Raw genomic sequence first — 17,873 nt, 5'->3', positions numbered from 1 at the left:
TGTAAGGGGTATGCGGAAAGACGTGCATATTTCCGAGCTAAATGAGTGGGGCCCTTCTTTCGGAGGGCTCTTTTTTCTGGGGATATGTTAAAATAAGGATGTTGAAGTCAGAATATATAGACAAAGGGGAATCTGTCAAGTGCATGTACATAAAGTAGCGGTCATCTCGGGAGATGGAATTGGTCCTGAAGTAATTGATGAAGGTATAAAAGTATTGAATAAAGTAGCTGAATTAGCGGGCGACTTTTCGTTTGAATTCACCTATTTTCCATGGGGGTGCGAATATTACCTGGAGCATGGGAAGATGCTTCCTGATGATGGGCTGGAACGGTTGAAGGAATTCGAGGCCGTCTATCTTGGGGCAGTCGGTTATCCTGGTGTTCCAGATCATATTTCCTTACGGGAACTGTTATTGAAAATAAGGAAGCAATTCGATCAATACGTGAATGTCCGTCCCATTAAGTTGCTGAAGGGTGCGCCTTGTCCACTGAAGGATGTGACTCACGACCAAATCGATATGGTGGTCATCCGCGAAAACAGCGAGGGAGAATATGCCGGTGCAGGGGATTGGCTATTTAAAGGAAAGCCAGAGGAAGTGGTGTTACAGACAGGTGTCTTTTCCCGTAAAGGTACGGAACGGATTATCCGTTACGCCTATGAATTGGCACGGAAGTCGGGAAGAACGCTAACGAGCATCAGTAAAGCGAATGCCTTGAATTATTCGATGGTTTTTTGGGATGAGGTGTTCGAGGAAATTGGACAGGAATATCCGGAAGTGGAAACGCATTCTTACCTGGTTGATGCGGCGAGCATGTTCTTTGTCAAACAGCCTGAAAGGTTTCAAATCGTCGTCACCTCCAATTTGTTCGGTGACATCATCACCGATTTAGGCGCCGCCATTGCTGGAGGGATGGGGCTGGCTGCCGGGGCCAATTTAAATCCTGAACGAGCGTATCCGTCCATGTTCGAACCCATCCATGGTTCTGCACCGGATATAGCGCAGCGAGGCATCGCCAATCCGCTTGCCGCCATTTGGTCTGCGAGCCAGATGCTTGATTTCTTCGGTCATGAAGATTGGGGCAAGAAGGTACTGGGTGTCATTGAACAAGTGATGGTCGATAAAAAGGTGCTCACTCCTGATATGGGAGGAAATAGTTCTACTGAAGAAGTCGGCAATGAAGCGGTGGCTTTACTATCGGATTTATAAGTAACACGTATAATCCATGAATAAAATGGGCACCCTGCTCAATAACCATCAAACGTTAAAAAGGCAGGGGAAAGCCAATGATTCAAGTGAAGTTGTTTGATTATGAGCATGAAAAGGATTTGGAAGAGGAGATGAATGACTTTCTCGTCGATATCCGTGATAGTCAAATCGTCGATATTAAATACAATGTCGCCACGACCGGTGAAGAGGAACATGAACAGATTTATTGTTTTAGTGCGATGATCATTTATAAAAAAAGGTGAAATCCGACCCATATGACTTGGTGTCGGTTTTTTTTACATGTAAAAAACAGGCCATACTGTTCAAGGGATTTGTCTTCTGCGAAGAGAATAGGTAAAGTTAGACGTAATACAGTGTGATGGTGTATTAAAAGGGGAGATCCATTTTGGATAACAATATGAAGCAACTCATGAAAGAACTAAAGAAATCAAACGGAGGCCATGTGTTCTACTGTTTCGATGAACTGGAGACTTATATTCATAACGAAACCCTATTCATTATTTCCGGTGTTGAACAGGGAAACGATATAATGGTCGTCGAAAATGATCGGATCTTTCCTTTCGTATATAAGAAATTACAAGGACAATTAAATGACGAACAGCTGAAGAAAGTGCACCATATCAATAATTTTGATTTTTACTGCTTTGAAGGAGACTTTCATCCTAACACGATGGTCGAGTATTTTTTAAGGAATGTGGAGGGATACATGGCGAATGATGTTTCCCTGCAAACCTGGGGCCACGTTGAATGGGGGGGAAGTGAGGAAGTCGTGTTCGAGAGCATTAGCGAATATGAAAAGGGCGTCAATCAAATCATTGCAAAAAAGGGCATGGTTTCTGTTTGTGCCTATGATGAATGTAGGCTGACCCCGACACTGAAATCCATGTTAATGAAGCACCATGGCGTGTTCATGACGGATGAAACGTGCACAATCATAGCTAACTAAACCAGGCAGAGGTGAGATAGTTGGAGCGCTTTACTGAAGAGGTAATCGGTATCATACAACATATTCCCCCGGGGAAAGTCATGACGTATGGGCAAATCGGCCAACTGGCTGGACACCCGCGCGGTGCAAGGCAAGTCGTCCGCATTCTTCATTCAAGCAGCAAGAAATATAACCTTCCTTGGCATCGGGTGATCAATGCGAAGGGTGAAATTGGCTTAAAACAGGAAGGGCTGGCTTCCCAACAAATCTTCTTACTAGAGAGTGAAGGAATCCACATCACAGAACATGGCAAGGTCGACCTTGAGGTGTACCGCCATCACCCTGAGGAAGCCGAGGGATGGAATATGGATCGTGGTTGAAAAAACGCAAATCGTGGTTGAATTAAGGGTAGGCGTGGTCGAATAAATCGGCGTTGTGGTTGAATAATGGCCATTTGTGGTTGAATTCCTATCAAGGACAAATCATAGCTACACAAAAGAGGCTGATCCCGTAACGAACGGGATCAGCCTCTTTACATTCTATGAACGAGCATATAATGCAGCATTCATGCCGGCAAGTCGACCGGTCACTAATGCAGAAGTGATGTTATAGCCACCCGTGTATCCGTGGATGTCCAAAATCTCGCCACAGAAATACAGCCCGTCCATTAGTTTGGAGGCCATTTCCTTAGGTTGGATTTCTTTGACGGATACGCCGCCACCCGTTACGAAGGCCTTTTCAATCGACTGGGTTCCATGGACACCGAATTGGAAATCCTTACATAGTTCGGCGAAGCGGCGGATTTTTTCATTGGAGATTGTCGCACCTTGTTCTTGAAGGTCGATTCCACTCCGTTCCAGCAAGAAGTGGAGATACCGTTCCGGTACAAGTCCTTTTAATGTGTTTTTAATTGCCTTTTTCGGTTCGGACTTGATTTTCTTTGCGATATCTTGGAAGACTTCTTCTTTGTTCCGATCCGGAAGGGCATCGATTTTCATCGTCACTTCAGCGAGGTTCCACTTTTTCATTGCCTTGACGACGAATTGGCTGCACCGAAGAACGGCTGGTCCGGATACTCCGAAGTGCGTAAAGAGCATGTCCATTTTATGCGTAATCAACGTTTTGCCTTTTGGGTTCAGTACGCTTAATGAAACATCTCGAAGTGCGAGCCCTTGTAGCGTCTTTTCTTTAATGAATGTTTCATTACTTAGGACCGGGACTTCCGTCGGGAACAGCTCGGTGATTGTATGTCCGGCCTTACGTGCCCAAGCATAGCCGTCACCGGTTGAGCCTGTTTGCGGGACTGATTTCCCCCCGACGGCAATCACGACCGCATCCGTTTCGAAGATTTGACCATCTTTCAAGCGAACGCCGCTCGTTTTCCCATTATCATAGAGAACCTCAGCGACAGGGGAATTCTTATAGATCTTCACCTTCAAATCGGCCAGGCGCGTCAATAGGGCATCGACAACGCTTTGTGCTTTATCGTTGACCGGGAACATCCTGCCATGATCTTCTTCCTTTAGGGCCACGCCTAACTTTTCGAAGAACTGTATGATGTCTTCATTGTTGAATTCAGAAAACGCACTATATAAAAATCGCCCGTTTCCAGGGATATGCTGAATGATTTCATCGATGGAGAGCCTGTTCGTCACGTTGCAGCGCCCGCCACCTGATATCGCTAGTTTCCTGCCTAATTTCTCGCCTTTATCCACTAATAATACGTGGGCACCTTTTTCGCCAGCCGCAATGGCTGCCATCAATCCGGAAGGGCCACCGCCAATTACTATTACATCATATTTCAAAATGATCACGCCTTTATTTTTTTCAGTCTCTTCATTATATAGCAAGACCCTGTCAGAATGCGAACTACAATAAAAAGGAATGATTTGTTTGTATAAAATCCGTGAAAACGATAAACTTGAGTGTAGTTTTCTATAGAAAAAATCCTTTATTATGTTAAGATAAAGAGCGTGTGAAACGTAACTGAAAGAGGCAGGAAGGGATAAAATGTCGTCTAAGTTTTTAAAAGGGGCTTTTATATTAACCCTGGGAGCGATTATTTCCAAGGTTCTTGGTTTATTTTACGTCATCCCATTTGAACATATGGTTGGAAATAAAGGGGCCACACTCTATCAATATGGATATGTTCCCTATACGATATTCATTAGTTTCGCCACGGCTGGCATGCCGCTTGCCGTTTCTAAATTTATATCGAAGTATAATGCGCTCGAGGAATATGCAGTGGGGGAGAAGCTATTCAAATCGAGCTTGAAGTTAATGATGATCACCGGGTTCCTCGCCTTTGTGGTGCTTTTTACAATGGCACCGGTTTTCACTACCATGCTTGGCGTCAATAAGAACAGCGTGAGCGATATCACCTCTGTCATACGGGCGATCAGCTTCGCTTTGATCCTTGTGCCATTCATGAGCATCATCCGCGGGTACTTCCAAGGGCATGAAGCCATGGAGCCAACGGCGATTTCCCAGGTCGTCGAACAAATCGTCCGAATCGTATTTCTACTGGCCGGTGTGTATATTGTCCTGCATGTCCTTGACGGTGAATTGGTGAGAGCCATCCAGATCGCAACATTTGCGGCGACTGTCGGAGCACTCGGCGGTTTAGTCGTTTTGTTTTGGTATTGGAAGAAACAAAAACCGTATTTGGACAGCTTGAAGGAGAGAGACCGGGGGACGATGTCCATCTCTTTGATCCAGATTTATAAAGAGATTTTCTTATCATCGATTCCATTCATCTTTGTCGGGATCGCGATGCCTCTGTTCCAATTCGCGGACTTGATGACCTTCAACAGGGCAATGTCTTCGATTGGCTTACTGCATGTGGCCGAGGAGGCACTAGGGGTTCTCAACGTATATGCCCAAAAGCTTGTCGTGATTCCGATGACACTTGCTACCGGATTTTCGATGGCGTTATTGCCAACGGTGACGAAAGCTTTTGTAAGCGAGGATCAAACCGAGTTCACCCGCCAGCTTGATCAGGCTTTTCAAATCTTATTATTCATAACCATTCCGGCGGTCGTTGGGATGTCGGTGCTTGCTGATCCGATTTATAGTGCCTTTTACAGTCACGATTTGCTTGGGATTAGTGTGCTTAAGGCTTATGCGCCCGTGTCGGTTCTATTTGCGCTCTTTTCGATTTCTGCTGCTGTATTACAAGGTATCAATCAGCAAAAATACACGGTGCTCAGTTTGCTAGTCGGATTTTTGGTGAAGTTGAGCTTGAACATTCCGATGATCAAATTATTTGAAACGGAAGGTTCCGTATATGCGACGGCACTGGGCTATCTGGCCGCAGTCCTATTGAATTTGTACGTCATCTCCTACTTTACGGGCTATCGTTACAGCCTTACGATAAGAAGGACCGTCTTGATGGCGACTTTTTCCGCGATAATGGGACTTGCCGTTTGGGGTCTGCACAGCTTGTTATCCCTTTGGTTAACTTCTGAAGGCCGATTCCAGGCAATCTTGATTTCCGCCGTATGTGCGATTTTTGGGGCACTGATCTACGCGGCGCTCTCCTTGAAGAGCAAACTTGCCCATCGCCTATTCGGTACGAGAATTGATAGGTTGAAGAAGAAGTTGGGATTATAAAAAGATTGTGTTTTAAATGTAAGAAAAAGGGTAATGTTATATTATCCCCTGATTTAAATATATTGGCCTTGCCTGTCATGAAAATGGGCAAGGCTTTTTACTGAAAAGGCTTTAGGAGGAAACAATGAGAATTGATAAGATTTTATCCAATATTGGGTACGGAAGCAGGAAAGAAGTGAAGAAGCTCCTGAAGTCCGGAGCCGTGAAGGTCAACGACCGGATATTGAAGGACGCGAAGGAACAGGTGGACCCTGATGTTGAAATCGTAACAGTTCATGACGAACGGGTTGAATATAGAGAATTCATTTACCTAATGATGAATAAGCCTCCGGGCGTATTGTCGGCAACGGAAGACAAACACCAAGAGACGGTCATCGACATCCTTGAGCCGGAGGACGCGGTCTTTGAACCATTCCCGGTCGGCAGATTGGATAAAGATACAGAGGGGCTATTGTTGATCACGAATGACGGCAAGCTTGCACACCAGCTGCTATCCCCGAAGAAACATGTGCCGAAAACATATTTTGCGGTCATTGATGGTGAAGTCACGGAACGGGATATTGAAGCATTCCGTAACGGTGTCACCCTGGACGATGGGTATGAAACGAAACCAGGCGAATTGAACATTTTAAAATCGGGCCTGACTTCTGATATCGAGTTGACGATAATGGAAGGGAAGTTCCATCAAGTGAAGCGGATGTTTGAATCTGTCGGAAAGAAAGTCGTATATCTGAAGCGTCTTTCGATGGGAAGCCTGCAACTAGACGAGGATCTTGAACTTGGGGAATACCGGGAGTTAACGGCAGAAGAACTTGAACAGCTGAAGGCAGGTCAGCCTGCTGAATAAACAACAAAAAATGAGGCGGACTAGTAGTCCGCCTCAAATTACTTTTTACATATCGATTTTGTTCGGGTGGTCATTCTTTTTTTAAGATGACATCTTCACTTTTTTGCTTGTTGTTGTCCAAACACCACGGCTTGGGCTTTGAACAAGGTCATTGTACTCTAGGACATTTAAATCGCGTTGCACTGTTCGAGGAGTGATGCCAAATTCTTCTACAAGCTCTTGAGTAGAAACCGTACCGTTGTTACTAATGAACATATAAACGGATTTAATACGGGTTAACATGCGATTTGTTGAAGGTTTCAAACAAAATCACTCCTATTCTTTTCATTGTTATTCTGAACAAATGAAAACAACCGATATGTCGGACAGCATTTCAGCTGCCACTATGTACGTACTATACCCACCCTTTAACTCCTCGGAAACATTAAGAAAAAACAAGATGCCATATGCTTTATTTTACCCCTATACATATCTAAATTCCATACCAAATTTTAGAATTAACTAAATATTACATCTATTATATAGTTTTTTTAACCAAAATATTCATTTAAATTCAAAAATAAATGAATTTCAGGGTAGAATGAAAGCATGCCTTTATTTTGTCAAAAATTCCAAGGAGTATTCATGGGTAAGGGAAAAATTCACTCCACTTCTAAACGATCATGTCCTTTTGTGAAGATAACCTTTCATCGGCAACCAACATATACTATGATATTTACAGTACCATTATCATAGAGTATGAGATGAACTTGATGGTTTGTAAGGAAGTACACTTCAAGATGATTCTTTTAGAATTGAAATATAACCATATACGAGGTAGAGCATATGAACGAAAGATTAATGGAGTTTCTATTGCGGGACGAAGTGTCCAGACTTACGGGCATGAAGCGGCAAGTATATGAATTTATCGTGTATGAAGAAGATTACCTGGCTTCAAAAGCGGAAACGGTCGATCAATTTATGAGATTATTAGTAAAGCATTCTCCGCCGCGACTCGCGGCCCGACATTTTAACATGCCTTATGAAGAAATCATTCGGTTCATGTGTGAGATCGAAGAAGAGCTGAATGCCCGGTTAGAAGAACGATGTAAAAAAGTGAAATGGATGGATTTTACGGAAAAGAGCCAGCGAACGCTTGATGATCATGATAAGAAGTTGTATCTATTTGTGAATTGAATAAGAAAAACGGTGCAACGCCTTAACGCTGCACCGTTTTTTGTATGGGGTTGAATGATCAATAAACTTTATCACCATTAAAAATTGAATTTTTCACGATGACATAATCTACAGTTCGAATCGCTTCTAATTTCGTTCCACCAGCATAAGAAATGGAGGATTGAAGATCTTGTTCCATTTCTTTTAATGTGTCTTTTAACGCACCTTTGTGCTCGACAAACATTTTCTTGCCTTCTACATTCTTCTTTTCACCTTTTTGAAACTCTGAAGCTGAACCAAAGTACTCTTTATAGATCTTTCCATCTTTCTCAACTATTTCGCCTGGAGATTCATCATGGCCAGCGAATAATGAACCAATCATCACCATAGTGGCACCAAATCTAATAGATTTCGCTATATCCCCATGTGTACGAATGCCACCGTCCGCAATAATCGGTTTACTTGCGGCCTTTGCACATAGACGCACCGCTGCTAACTGCCAGCCACCCGTACCAAATCCTGTCTTGATCTTCGTGATGCAAACCTTACCTGGTCCAATTCCAACTTTTGTTGCATCGGCCCCGGCATGTTCTAATTCTCTTACGGCTTCTGGAGTACCGACGTTACCTGCAATTACGAAACTATCAGGTAAGTGATGTTTGATATGTTGGATCATATTGATTACAGCATTGGAATGGCCATGCGCGATATCTATCGTAATGTAGTCCGGTACAATACGCTCTTCAGCCAATTCTTGTATGAACCCATATTCTTCTTCTTTGACTCCGACACTGATGGAAGCGATACACTCACACGCATGCATATCTTGAATAAAAGCTTTGCGCTTTTCTGGTTCAAAACGATGCATGATATAGAAGTACCCATTCTTAGCCAAGGATGTAGCGACTTTCTCATCTATAATGGTCTGCATATTCGCAGGTACCACAGGTAACTTGAAGGTATGTTTACCTAACTTTACAGTAGTATCACATTCCGAACGACTATTAACTATACATTTAGCGGGAATTAATTGAATATCTTCGTAATCAAACACATTTTCCATTGTTTACACCTCTATATACGAATGTTGTAATATTTTTTTATGAAATTGTTCGCCCATTGGTAATTTACATCATTTTCATCATTAAGTCAAAGCTTTTATTTTTAAATAAATCAAAAAATTATAAAAAGAAGCGGTTCTGCATCCTATGAATCTCCTTATCACGTACAATCTAAGCCCCAGGTACAACAGGTGTAAGCGACCCACATAAAAAAAGAGAAAAGAACTTCAGTAGAAAAAATTGTAAAAAAGAAGAAAAGAGTGTACATTTAACTTATGAGAATGAGAATCAATTACATTTAGTTTCCGAGGAGTGGTCATGAGTGAAACAGGACGATATCTATGATGTAACCGTAATTGGGGGAGGGCCGGCTGGCCTTTATTCCGCTTTTTATAGTGGGTTAAGAGAAATGAAGACAAAGATCATTGAATATCAGCCACAATTAGGTGGGAAGATCCATGTATATCCTGAGAAAATGATTTGGGATGTCGGGGGACAGACACCTATTACGGGAGCTGAGTTAATTGATCAACTTGTGGAACAGGGATTAACCTTTAATCCCACGGTAGTATTGAATGAAAAGGTGGAGTCGATCAAGCGGGATGAAGAGGGGATGTTTGTCTTGCTTACGTCTTCTGGCGGCCTGCATTATTCGAAAACGATCATCGTGGCCGTCGGTGGGGGGATCTTGAATCCGCAAAAGCTGGAAATCGATGGGGCAGAGCGTTATGAAGTGTCCAATCTGAATTACACAGTGAAGTCCTTAGAACGATTCAAGGATAAGACGGTAATCATTTCAGGCGGCGGGAATTCTGCTATCGATTGGGCGAATGAATTGGAGCCTATCGCCAAAAAGGTCTATGTGGCCTATAGAAAAAATGCGTTGGCAGGTCATGAATCACAGATAAGCCAATTGATGAAAAGTTCTGCGGAATGCCTGTTCAATACGTCCATTACAAAACTGGTCGCTTGTACCAATCATGAAGTCATTGAACGTGTAGAACTAACGAGTCATGAAACAGGGGAGGTTTCCCATTTATCAATCGATGAAGTGATCATCAACCATGGGTATGAGCGTGATGCCTCGCTACTTGAAAACAGTGAAGTGAAGGTGGATATGGCCGATCATTATTATATTGCAGGCAATGCAACCAGCGAATCCTCTGTAGAAGGGATGTATGCCGCAGGGGATATTCTTCAGTATGATGGGAAAGTGAACTTAATAGCGGGTACCTTCCAGGATGCCGCAAATGCAGTCAATCAAGCGAAACAGTTCATCCAGCCTGATGCGCACAAGGTGGGAATGGTTTCTTCACATAATGAAATATTCAAAAGACGTAATAGGGAAATCGTTCAACAGATGATGACGCGATAAGACATGCAGAAAGCTCCAGTCCCCTTATGGGCTGGAGCTTTTTGCGTGTATTTAAAGGGATTCCTTAATCACCTTTTTGTAATGGAAAACGGAAAGGATACCGAAGATCGAGTACAGTATCGTATAGAGGACCATGACAATGATCATAGGTGTCCAGACTTCCGTACCAAAGAAGAACCAGCCGGATTTAACGGCAAAATAGCTATGGAATAACCCAACGACTAGAGGAATCCCAAAGTTGAAGACCTGTTTGGCCTGAATCCCTTTTAACAAATCACCTTGTGTGAAACCAAGTTTTCGTAAAATGGTATAGTTCGCTTTTTCATTTTCGCTCTCATCCATCTGTTTGAAATAAAGAATGCATCCTGATGTGATCAAGAACGTTAATCCTAAAAAGCCGACGATGAACATCGTAAGACCCATGTTTATTTTTATACTTTGCAGTTCTTGGTATTGTGAACCACTATATTCTTTATCCTGGAAGGAAATCGTATCGAAAATCTTATTTGCCTTTTCGATATCACCCTTATTCTTTAAGTCAATCCCATAATAAACGGGAGAATCCAGTTGGAGTTCAGGGTCCAAATCCTTTTTCAGACGGTCAAAAACTGCTTGATCCACAATGGCTACTGGCATTCCGCCATTCGTTAAATAATAGGGAAGGATGGAGTCATCTTCTGGCCCTAAATAGTTTTGGGGAATGCTCATGTTTTTTCCCTTCAATTCGATTTTCCCGGAATCTTTAAGAGATGTTAAACTCTGTAGCGTTGGACTATACCCGCTGAAGATGGTCTCTTTCGGTGTGACATCGATCCTCTTCACCGACCGATCACTGACAATGGCAAGATTCATGATATTCGGGTCAAAGCCCGCTTCTTCTATGGAGCTATCCAGTATATCCTTTATATTGACCTTTGCCCGAATGACCTCTATCTTATTTTCGTTATATCCGATTGATTTTGCTGCCAATGCCTCTTTTAACTTGTTTGAATCCTCGCCATTGGACAGGGAAAAGTCAGTAGGTACATAGGATGTGGCCATTTTCTCCGATGAGTAATAGGAGATATAGGTCAAGGATAATAATCCGATTGCAAGAGCGGAAACGGTCGTGATGATGGTCAGTAAAACGGAATTGGATTTCATCCGGAACATGATGGATGAAAGCGAAAGCACTTCATTGATGTTCAGGTATCCATTCTTCCTCTTGCGGACAATATTAAAGAGGAAAGACACCGATCCCTTATAAAATAGGTAGGTTCCGATGATGACGGACCCCAGAATGAATAGCATGGCTATTAAAAGGGAATTCGCCTGAGAGAAAGAACCATCAAATAACTTCGTTGAAACATAATAGCCAGCAATGATCAGAATGATTCCAGCTATCCCAAGGATCATTTCAAAAATCGAAACCCTCTTCACTTTTCCTTCCGTGTTCGAAGTCACCCTAAAAAGTGATAAGATGGTCTGTCTTTTGATGAAACCAAAGTTCATCAACATGATGAATAGATAGATGATACTGAATACGATAAGTGTCTGAATGAATGGTTGCATGGTAAAGTGAAGGGCGGCGATCGCCTGGACTCCCGTAAGCTTGAATAATATCATGATGATCAATTTTGAAGCCGCAAACCCTACGAATATCCCCAGGAATACGGAACAGAAATACAGGATTAAATTTTCGACGCTCAGGATGCGGAAAATCCTGTTTTTGGTCATTCCTATTAATTGAAATAAGCCAATTTCCTTGCTGCGACGTTTAATGAAAATGCTATTCGCATATAAAAGAAAGATGGAAACGATGGCAATCAACAGAACGGAGGCTGCTTGAATGGCAGCTCCCCCTTTAATCCCCCCACTTACTTGATCCATTGACGGATCGTATTGCAAGGTAACAAAGGCATAATAAAGGGAGGCACTGAAGACCAAAGCGAAAACGTATAGATAATAATTCTTCAGGTTCTTTTTCAGACTGCGAAAGATGAGTTGATTAATGCTCATTATGCACCCCTCCTAGTACACCTTGTGTTTTCATGATATCTCTGAAGAAGGATTGTCTCGTTTCTTCCCCTTTATTCAATTGAGAATAGATCTGTCCATCTTTGATGAAGATGACGCGGCTACAGTAACTGGCTGCCACTGAGTCATGCGTAACCATGATGATGGTGGCATTACGCTTTTTGTTCAATTCGCTCATCTTGTTCAATAAATCGGAAGCGGCTTTTGAATCAAGGGCGCCTGTCGGCTCATCGGCAAAAATGATGCTTGGTTCATGGATGAAGGCCCGTGCCGCAGAGGTACGCTGTTTTTGGCCGCCGGAAATTTCATTCGGATATTTGTCCTTGATTTCATATATGCCAAGTTCATTTGCGAGTGTTTCGAACTTTTGCTCAGCTTCTTTTTTCGGCGTTTTGGTGATCGATAATGGTAAAAGAATATTTTCCTTGACCGTCAGAGTGTCCAATAAGTTATAATCCTGGAAGATGAATCCTAGGTGATTCTTACGAAATTCAGCCAGCTTCTTTTCTTTCATGCCGGAAATTTCTTTTCCTTCGATGACGATGGTTCCATTACTGATCTTATCAATCGAGGAAAGGACATTCAGAAGCGTGGTTTTTCCTGAACCGGACGCTCCCATGATACTGACGAATTCCCCTTCGTGTATGTTGATATCCAAGCCTTTCAAGACTTCTTGTTTATTGAATTTATTGCCGTAGCTTTTATGGATCTTTTTCGCTTCTAGTATATTCATTCCAATACACTCCCTTTATTTCGATATCTTCATTATAAAAGCCTTTCCCTTTCTTTTCCTTCGATTGGCCGAACAAAGAACAAAAGCATGTGACATCTTTGTCACATGCTAAGGAATTTAACGAATTGATTTTTTTGCGGGAAAGTCAGGATGAAAGTGGTCCCGATTCCGGGAGTGGACCGGACGGTTATATCGATGAATAAGGAATCCGCCACTTTCTTGGTTAAGTATAACCCCATTCCCGTCGCCCCGTGGTCTTGATGATTGGTCGTTGATGTGAATCCTTTATCAAAAATGCGGGGAAGGTCCCTTGGGTCGATGCCGCGGCCAGCATCCTTCACTTCAAGGATCGTTTGTCCATTGGATTCGTGGCTCTGTATCAAAATATCGGATCCTTCACTATATTTGATGCTATTGGTCAATAGTTGCCGAATAATGAATGCGACCCATTTACTATCGCTTAAGCACTCGGCTTTTTCCAATTGGATATCGAATCCAATCCCTTTTTGCATGCACCAAGATTGTAATGTCTTAATCTCGTCGAAAATAATCCCTTCCAAATCGGTGTTACCGATATATAGATCATTTTCCATGAAGGGTAGCCGCCGTTGATGCAACTGTTGATCAAGCAAAAGGTGGATGCGGAGCCATTCATATGTCATATGGGATTTGAGTTCTTCATCTTGTATGCGATCAATCATTAAACGTAGGGCCGTCAAAGGCGTCTTCACTTCATGAATCCAAGATAATAGTTCGTCCTTTTCCTGCTCCAATGTCATTTGTCCGTATGAAGCTGTCCGTTTCAGGTATTCGATTTGATTGCTGATGCTACGCTCGATGATTACTTCAAAAGGGCTTCCCGGTTCCGCTAATTGGCTTACATCCAAATTATCTTCCCGTTCCACTAAACTTCGATAGAATTTCGTTTCCTTGTGGTAGCGGACCACCAAAAAGATGATGAACATGATGAATGATAAAAAGACCATGTAGAGAATGGGGGATAAAGGAATGGCCGAATCAAGATAGGCGACGAATATGATGAATAAGTGAAAGAGGATGTAGAAAGTAATCCAGCTAAACCTTTCCCATATAAATTTCTTAATCATACATGATCCTCTTCGACCGCAATGTAACCTTGTCCCACTTTTGTTTCGATATACTGTCCCAACCCCACCTCATCGAGCCTTTTCCTCAATCGATTTACATTGACCGTCAAGGTATTATCGCTGATAAAGCGCTTATCATTCCATAAACTATTGATTAAATCATCGCGGCTCACTATTTTATTCTTCTGCTCAATCAGCCTTTTTAGGATGAACACTTCATTCTTTGTCAGCTCGATTGTTCCTGTCTCGGTTACAACTGTATTCTTCTCATAATCCAAGGTGGCGCCGCACCAGGTTTTTAGTTCGATCTTTTCTGTATTGTAATTATAGACACGACGAAGCGTCGCTTGTATCTTGGCAATCAGTACATCAAAATGAAAGGGTTTCTGGATGAAATCATCTGCCCCAAACTGCATGGACATCACGATGTCGGTCGGGTGATCGCGTGAAGATAAAAAGAGAATGGGTACGTTCGAGTGGGTGCGAATCATCCTGCACCAATGGAACCCGTCGAATTTTGGCAATTGGATATCGATGAGGACCAAGTCGGGTTTAATGGCAGTGAATTCCTGCATCACCTTACTGAAATCGTTGATTCCATATACATCATAGGACCATTGTGCCAATCTATCTTTAATCTCATTGAATAATGTTGTATCATCTTCAATTAACAATAGTTTAAACAAGTAAGGGTCACCACGCTTTTCATCAATTTAATGAAAGTATATAGTAAATTCATTTAAGGTTCTAGAGGAGAAAGAGATTTAGGGTGGGATCTAGTTACAAAAGGTGACATCCATTTCCTGAAAAAAACACCCATGTTTGAATTTCATCTGAGTCTCTGTATGTAGTCCTTTTTGGTTTGTAAAGGAATCGCATAGAAAATTAGTATTGACTTACCGTCTCTTTTTTGGAATAATGTTAATAATCAAATATTGGTATCTTTAATTCAGTCCCGTGAGGCTGACAAGGACAACGGATTTTTATGATGTGGGAGACGTCCATGCATTTTTTGCCTGGCTACTACTACTCGTCATAATGCAGAAGAGGTTTATTGTCGGTTGATGACAATAGACCTCTTTTTTCTTTGTGGGTATCAGTTTAAAAATGGAGGAAACGTTATGGGAAAAGTAGATGCAGAGTTTTCATGGCAAGCTGTACCGCAAGGAAATCGTAATAACTTTTGGAAGATTCTATCCATTATGCTGGGGTTCACTTTCTTCTCGGCAAGCATGTGGTCGGGAGGGGAATTGGGAACGGGATTAACATTGGTTCAATTCCTTCTCATCGTATTGGCGGGCAATTGTGTACTGGGCTTGTATACGGGGGCGTTGGCCCATATTGCCGCGAAGACCGGCCTTTCTACACATCTGCTTGCAAAGTATGCCTTTGGTGATAAAGGCTCTTATGTGCCCTCCTTATTGCTGGGGTTAACGCAAGTAGGTTGGTTTGGAGTGGGGGTAGCGATGTTCGCGGTTCCGGTTGAAAAGGCAACAGGGATTAATATCTATCTATTGATTATAAGTTTTGGAGTGATGATGACGATATCTGCCATCTATGGTATTAAGGCACTCGTGCTGTTAGGGTTCGTTGCTGTGCCGGCCATTGCCATTCTGGGTAGCTACTCGGTATTTGAGGCAACCGAAACAATCGGTGGGTTTCAGGGGTTATTAGATTATCAGCCTACTGAAATGATGGGAGTGGGCGCTGCCTTAACCATCTGCATTGGTTCATTCATCAGCGGGGGTACCTTGACGCCAGACTTTGCCCGCTTTGCCAAGACGACCCGGTCAGCCGTTGTCGCAACGGTGATTGCCTTTTTTCTAGGCAATTCACTTATGTTCATATTCGGGGCGATTGGGGCAATGACGTACGGTGTTTCGGATATTTCTGAAGTCATGTTCTTGCAAGAGCTGATTTTGCCGGCAATCATTGTATTGGGACTGAATATTTGGACAACGAATGATAATGCGCTATACGCTTCGGGATTGGGATTTGCCAATGTTACGAAAATTTCCAAGAAGAAACTTGTCGTGGTTAATGGAATCATCGGCACATTGCTAGCAATGTGGCTGTATACTAATTTCGTCGGTTTTTTGAATGTACTAGGAGCAGCAGTCCCGTCCATTGGGGCCATCATTTTAGCAGACTACTTTATCGTGAAACGTAGGAAATATGGGAAATTCGAAGAGTTGTCTTTCAAAAAGGTCAATTGGTTATCGATGATTGCTTGGGCAGGAGGCGTCGCTTTGGCCCAGTTCGCACCTGGCATCGTGCCAATTAATGCTCTAATCGGGACCATCATCCTGTATGTTGCCTTGATGAAATATGTACCTATCAACAAAATACTAAGAAGAGGTGTACAGTCAGATGCTTATTAAACATGCTAAATTAAGAGGAAAAGAAGGTCTTTGGAATATTGTCGTCAGAGAAGGAATGATAGAATCGGTTACGCAGAGCCTTAATGAGAACGTTGAGAACGAGTTGAATCAGCCGATTTATGATGTGGAGGGGTCACTTGTTCTCCCTCCCTTTATTGAACCGCATATCCACCTTGACACGACGTTGACGGCAGGAGAGCCAGAGTGGAACCAAAGTGGGACGTTATTTGAAGGAATCCAGCGGTGGTCCCAACGAAAAGAGTCTTTGACGAATGAAGATGTGAAAACCAGGGCGAAAACGGCTTTAAAATGGCAAATCGCTCAAGGAATCCAGCATGTCCGTACACATATCGATGTGACCGATCCGGAACTTACGGCACTAAAAGCCATGCTCGAAGTAAAAGAAGAAATGTCGGATTTCGTTGATTTGCAGTTAGTGGCTTTTCCACAGGAAGGAATTCTCTCTTATCCGAATGGAACGGGATTACTGGAAGAAGCGCTAAAAATGGGGGCCGATGTTGTAGGGGGCATCCCCCACTTTGAGTTCACTCGCGAATATGGCGTGGAATCGATGAAGATTGCGTTTGATTTAGCGGAAAAATACGATCGCCTCGTGGATATACATTGTGATGAAATCGATGACGAGCAATCACGTTTTGTCGAAGTCGTTGCTAAAGAAGCTTACGAGAGGGGACTAGGTACACGAACGACAGCCAGCCATACGACGGCAATGGGTTCGTATAATGATGCCTATACCTATAAGTTGTTTCGCTTATTGAAGCTTTCGTCCATTAACTTCGTATCCAATCCATTGGTGAATATTCATCTTCAAGGAAGATTCGATACATATCCGAAACGAAGAGGCTTAACACGTGTCAAAGAATTACAGGAGGCAGGACTAAACGTATGCTTTGGTCACGATGACATATTCGACCCATGGTATCCACTAGGAACGGGAAACATGCTGCAAGTGCTGCATATGGGCATTCATGCTTCTCAACTAATGGGTTACGAGCAAATCGTCAATTCCATCGATTTAATTACCGCCAATAGTGCAAAAACCTTGCAAATCGAGGACCACTATGGAATCGAGGCGGGAAAACCTGCCAACTTCATTGTTTTAGCGGCAGAAAATGAATACGAAGCAGTCCGTAAACAGGCCATGGTACGCTATTCCTTCAGAAACGGGAACGTGATAGCCGAAACAAAGCCAAGGGAAACGACCATTAATCTGGGACAAGGTACAGAGAACATTACTTTCAATAAATGATGGAAAAGCTAGGCACACAGGGTGTCTAGTTTTTTTGCGCTTGTAGGCGCTCTTCGCAAATTGGTAGCAATTCCATCAATTGCCGTGTGCGAAAGTGCGTAGTTGATTGGTCATGTATGATTCCAAAAATAAATGGCTGCTGCAGATGTGAACGTCCACACTGC

The 17,873-nt window shown here is 42.8% G+C and carries 17 protein-coding genes; 10 read left to right on the top strand and 7 right to left on the bottom strand.

The annotated features are described in order from the left end of the window. The first annotated feature begins 139 nt into the window (after positions 1-139). The 4 genes from ACQKIC_RS00295 (at position 140) to ACQKIC_RS00280 (ending at position 2,533) form a co-directional block, all read left to right on the top strand. Entirely contained in the window at positions 140-1,207 is a 1,068-nt protein-coding gene (locus ACQKIC_RS00295; RefSeq protein WP_402874685.1) for a tartrate dehydrogenase, read from the top strand. 77 nt (positions 1,208-1,284) lie between these two features. Continuing rightward, entirely contained in the window at positions 1,285-1,470 is a 186-nt protein-coding gene (locus tag ACQKIC_RS00290) for a sporulation protein Cse60 (protein ID WP_402874688.1), read from the top strand. Positions 1,471-1,625: 155 nt separating this feature from the next. Further along, a complete protein-coding gene (locus ACQKIC_RS00285; protein ID WP_427668482.1) occupies positions 1,626-2,174 on the top strand; it encodes an MEDS domain-containing protein in 549 nt (182 codons plus the stop codon). 20 nt (positions 2,175-2,194) lie between these two features. Further along, positions 2,195-2,533, top strand: a complete 339-nt coding sequence (locus ACQKIC_RS00280; RefSeq protein ID WP_403122226.1) for an MGMT family protein — start codon at positions 2,195-2,197, stop codon at positions 2,531-2,533. A 159-nt stretch (positions 2,534-2,692) separates the two neighbouring features. Here the strand turns inward: ACQKIC_RS00280 and ACQKIC_RS00275 are convergent, their stop codons facing one another. After that, positions 2,693-3,958 carry an NAD(P)/FAD-dependent oxidoreductase gene (locus ACQKIC_RS00275; RefSeq protein WP_427590675.1) on the bottom strand — a complete coding sequence of 422 codons (1,266 nt, stop codon included), beginning with the start codon at positions 3,956-3,958 and terminating at the stop codon, positions 2,693-2,695. 205 nt (positions 3,959-4,163) lie between these two features. Between ACQKIC_RS00275 and ACQKIC_RS00270 the strand changes: the two genes are divergently transcribed. Further along, on the top strand, positions 4,164-5,765 hold the full coding sequence (locus ACQKIC_RS00270; protein WP_402957837.1) for a putative polysaccharide biosynthesis protein: 1,602 nt from the start codon (positions 4,164-4,166) through the stop codon (positions 5,763-5,765). Positions 5,766-5,889: 124 nt separating this feature from the next. Beyond that, positions 5,890-6,612, top strand: coding sequence for a pseudouridine synthase (locus ACQKIC_RS00265; RefSeq protein WP_402874702.1), 723 nt, complete (start codon positions 5,890-5,892; stop codon positions 6,610-6,612). Between the two features lie 81 nt (positions 6,613-6,693). On the opposite strand, the gene ACQKIC_RS00260 is transcribed toward ACQKIC_RS00265, so the two are convergent. Beyond that, positions 6,694-6,915, bottom strand: a complete 222-nt coding sequence (locus ACQKIC_RS00260; protein ID WP_402874705.1) for a DeoR family transcriptional regulator — start codon at positions 6,913-6,915, stop codon at positions 6,694-6,696. A 522-nt stretch (positions 6,916-7,437) separates the two neighbouring features. On the opposite strand from ACQKIC_RS00260, the gene ACQKIC_RS00255 reads away from it, so the two are divergent. Continuing rightward, entirely contained in the window at positions 7,438-7,788 is a 351-nt protein-coding gene (locus ACQKIC_RS00255) for a hypothetical protein (RefSeq protein ID WP_402874708.1), read from the top strand. 58 nt (positions 7,789-7,846) lie between these two features. On the opposite strand, the gene guaC is transcribed toward ACQKIC_RS00255, so the two are convergent. Then, complete coding sequence (gene guaC / locus ACQKIC_RS00250; RefSeq protein WP_402874711.1) at positions 7,847-8,830, bottom strand: GMP reductase; 984 nt, start codon at positions 8,828-8,830, stop codon at positions 7,847-7,849. Between the two features lie 320 nt (positions 8,831-9,150). Between guaC and ACQKIC_RS00245 the strand changes: the two genes are divergently transcribed. Continuing rightward, positions 9,151-10,203: an NAD(P)/FAD-dependent oxidoreductase gene (locus tag ACQKIC_RS00245; RefSeq protein ID WP_427590674.1), complete on the top strand. Its 1,053-nt coding sequence runs from the start codon at positions 9,151-9,153 to the stop codon at positions 10,201-10,203. A gap of 51 nt (positions 10,204-10,254) precedes the next feature. On the opposite strand, the gene ACQKIC_RS00240 is transcribed toward ACQKIC_RS00245, so the two are convergent. The 4 genes from ACQKIC_RS00240 to ACQKIC_RS00225 all read right to left on the bottom strand — a co-directional run bounded on the left by ACQKIC_RS00240 (position 10,255) and on the right by ACQKIC_RS00225 (position 14,744). Beyond that, positions 10,255-12,201 (bottom strand): FtsX-like permease family protein, encoded by a 1,947-nt coding sequence (locus ACQKIC_RS00240; protein ID WP_402986705.1) that lies wholly within the window; start codon positions 12,199-12,201, stop codon positions 10,255-10,257. Further along, positions 12,191-12,952 (bottom strand): ABC transporter ATP-binding protein, encoded by a 762-nt coding sequence (locus ACQKIC_RS00235; RefSeq protein ID WP_402986704.1) that lies wholly within the window; start codon positions 12,950-12,952, stop codon positions 12,191-12,193. Before ACQKIC_RS00235 ends, ACQKIC_RS00240 begins: the two co-directional genes overlap by 11 nt. Positions 12,953-13,053: 101 nt before the next feature. Beyond that, positions 13,054-14,058 (bottom strand): sensor histidine kinase, encoded by a 1,005-nt coding sequence (locus ACQKIC_RS00230; RefSeq protein ID WP_407407379.1) that lies wholly within the window; start codon positions 14,056-14,058, stop codon positions 13,054-13,056. Then, on the bottom strand, positions 14,055-14,744 hold the full coding sequence (locus tag ACQKIC_RS00225) for a response regulator transcription factor (RefSeq protein ID WP_402874724.1): 690 nt from the start codon (positions 14,742-14,744) through the stop codon (positions 14,055-14,057). The genes ACQKIC_RS00230 and ACQKIC_RS00225 overlap by 4 nt, the downstream gene beginning before the upstream one ends. A 435-nt stretch (positions 14,745-15,179) precedes the next feature. On the opposite strand from ACQKIC_RS00225, the gene codB reads away from it, so the two are divergent. Both codB and ACQKIC_RS00215 read left to right on the top strand, forming a co-directional pair. Continuing rightward, on the top strand, positions 15,180-16,439 hold the full coding sequence (gene codB / locus ACQKIC_RS00220) for a cytosine permease (protein WP_402874726.1): 1,260 nt from the start codon (positions 15,180-15,182) through the stop codon (positions 16,437-16,439). Next, positions 16,429-17,709: a cytosine deaminase gene (locus ACQKIC_RS00215; RefSeq protein WP_402874730.1), complete on the top strand. Its 1,281-nt coding sequence runs from the start codon at positions 16,429-16,431 to the stop codon at positions 17,707-17,709. Before codB ends, ACQKIC_RS00215 begins: the two co-directional genes overlap by 11 nt. Positions 17,710-17,873 lie beyond the last annotated feature (164 nt).

Origin of the sequence: Peribacillus sp. NPDC046944 (assembly GCF_050272735.1) — a bacterium.
GTDB lineage: Bacteria > Bacillota > Bacilli > Bacillales > DSM-1321 > Peribacillus.
This window is presented reverse-complemented; position numbering and strand designations above follow the sequence as displayed.

Bases quoted from the DNA above. Each gene is read 5' to 3' on its own strand.
- ACQKIC_RS00290 (WP_402874688.1), top strand. From the start codon at position 1,285: ATGATTCAAGTGAAGTTGTTTGATTATGAGCATGAAAAGGATTTGGAA.
- ACQKIC_RS00235 (WP_402986704.1), bottom strand. From the start codon at position 12,952: ATGAATATACTAGAAGCGAAAAAGATCCATAAAAGCTACGGCAATAAA.
- ACQKIC_RS00215 (WP_402874730.1), top strand. From the start codon at position 16,429: ATGCTTATTAAACATGCTAAATTAAGAGGAAAAGAAGGTCTTTGGAAT.
- ACQKIC_RS00270 (WP_402957837.1), top strand. From the start codon at position 4,164: ATGTCGTCTAAGTTTTTAAAAGGGGCTTTTATATTAACCCTGGGAGCG.
- ACQKIC_RS00285 (WP_427668482.1), top strand. From the start codon at position 1,626: ATGAAGCAACTCATGAAAGAACTAAAGAAATCAAACGGAGGCCATGTG.
- codB (WP_402874726.1), top strand. From the start codon at position 15,180: ATGGGAAAAGTAGATGCAGAGTTTTCATGGCAAGCTGTACCGCAAGGA.
- guaC (WP_402874711.1), bottom strand. From the start codon at position 8,830: ATGGAAAATGTGTTTGATTACGAAGATATTCAATTAATTCCCGCTAAA.
- ACQKIC_RS00230 (WP_407407379.1), bottom strand. From the start codon at position 14,058: ATGATTAAGAAATTTATATGGGAAAGGTTTAGCTGGATTACTTTCTAC.
- ACQKIC_RS00255 (WP_402874708.1), top strand. From the start codon at position 7,438: ATGAACGAAAGATTAATGGAGTTTCTATTGCGGGACGAAGTGTCCAGA.
- ACQKIC_RS00265 (WP_402874702.1), top strand. From the start codon at position 5,890: ATGAGAATTGATAAGATTTTATCCAATATTGGGTACGGAAGCAGGAAA.
- ACQKIC_RS00240 (WP_402986705.1), bottom strand. From the start codon at position 12,201: ATGAGCATTAATCAACTCATCTTTCGCAGTCTGAAAAAGAACCTGAAG.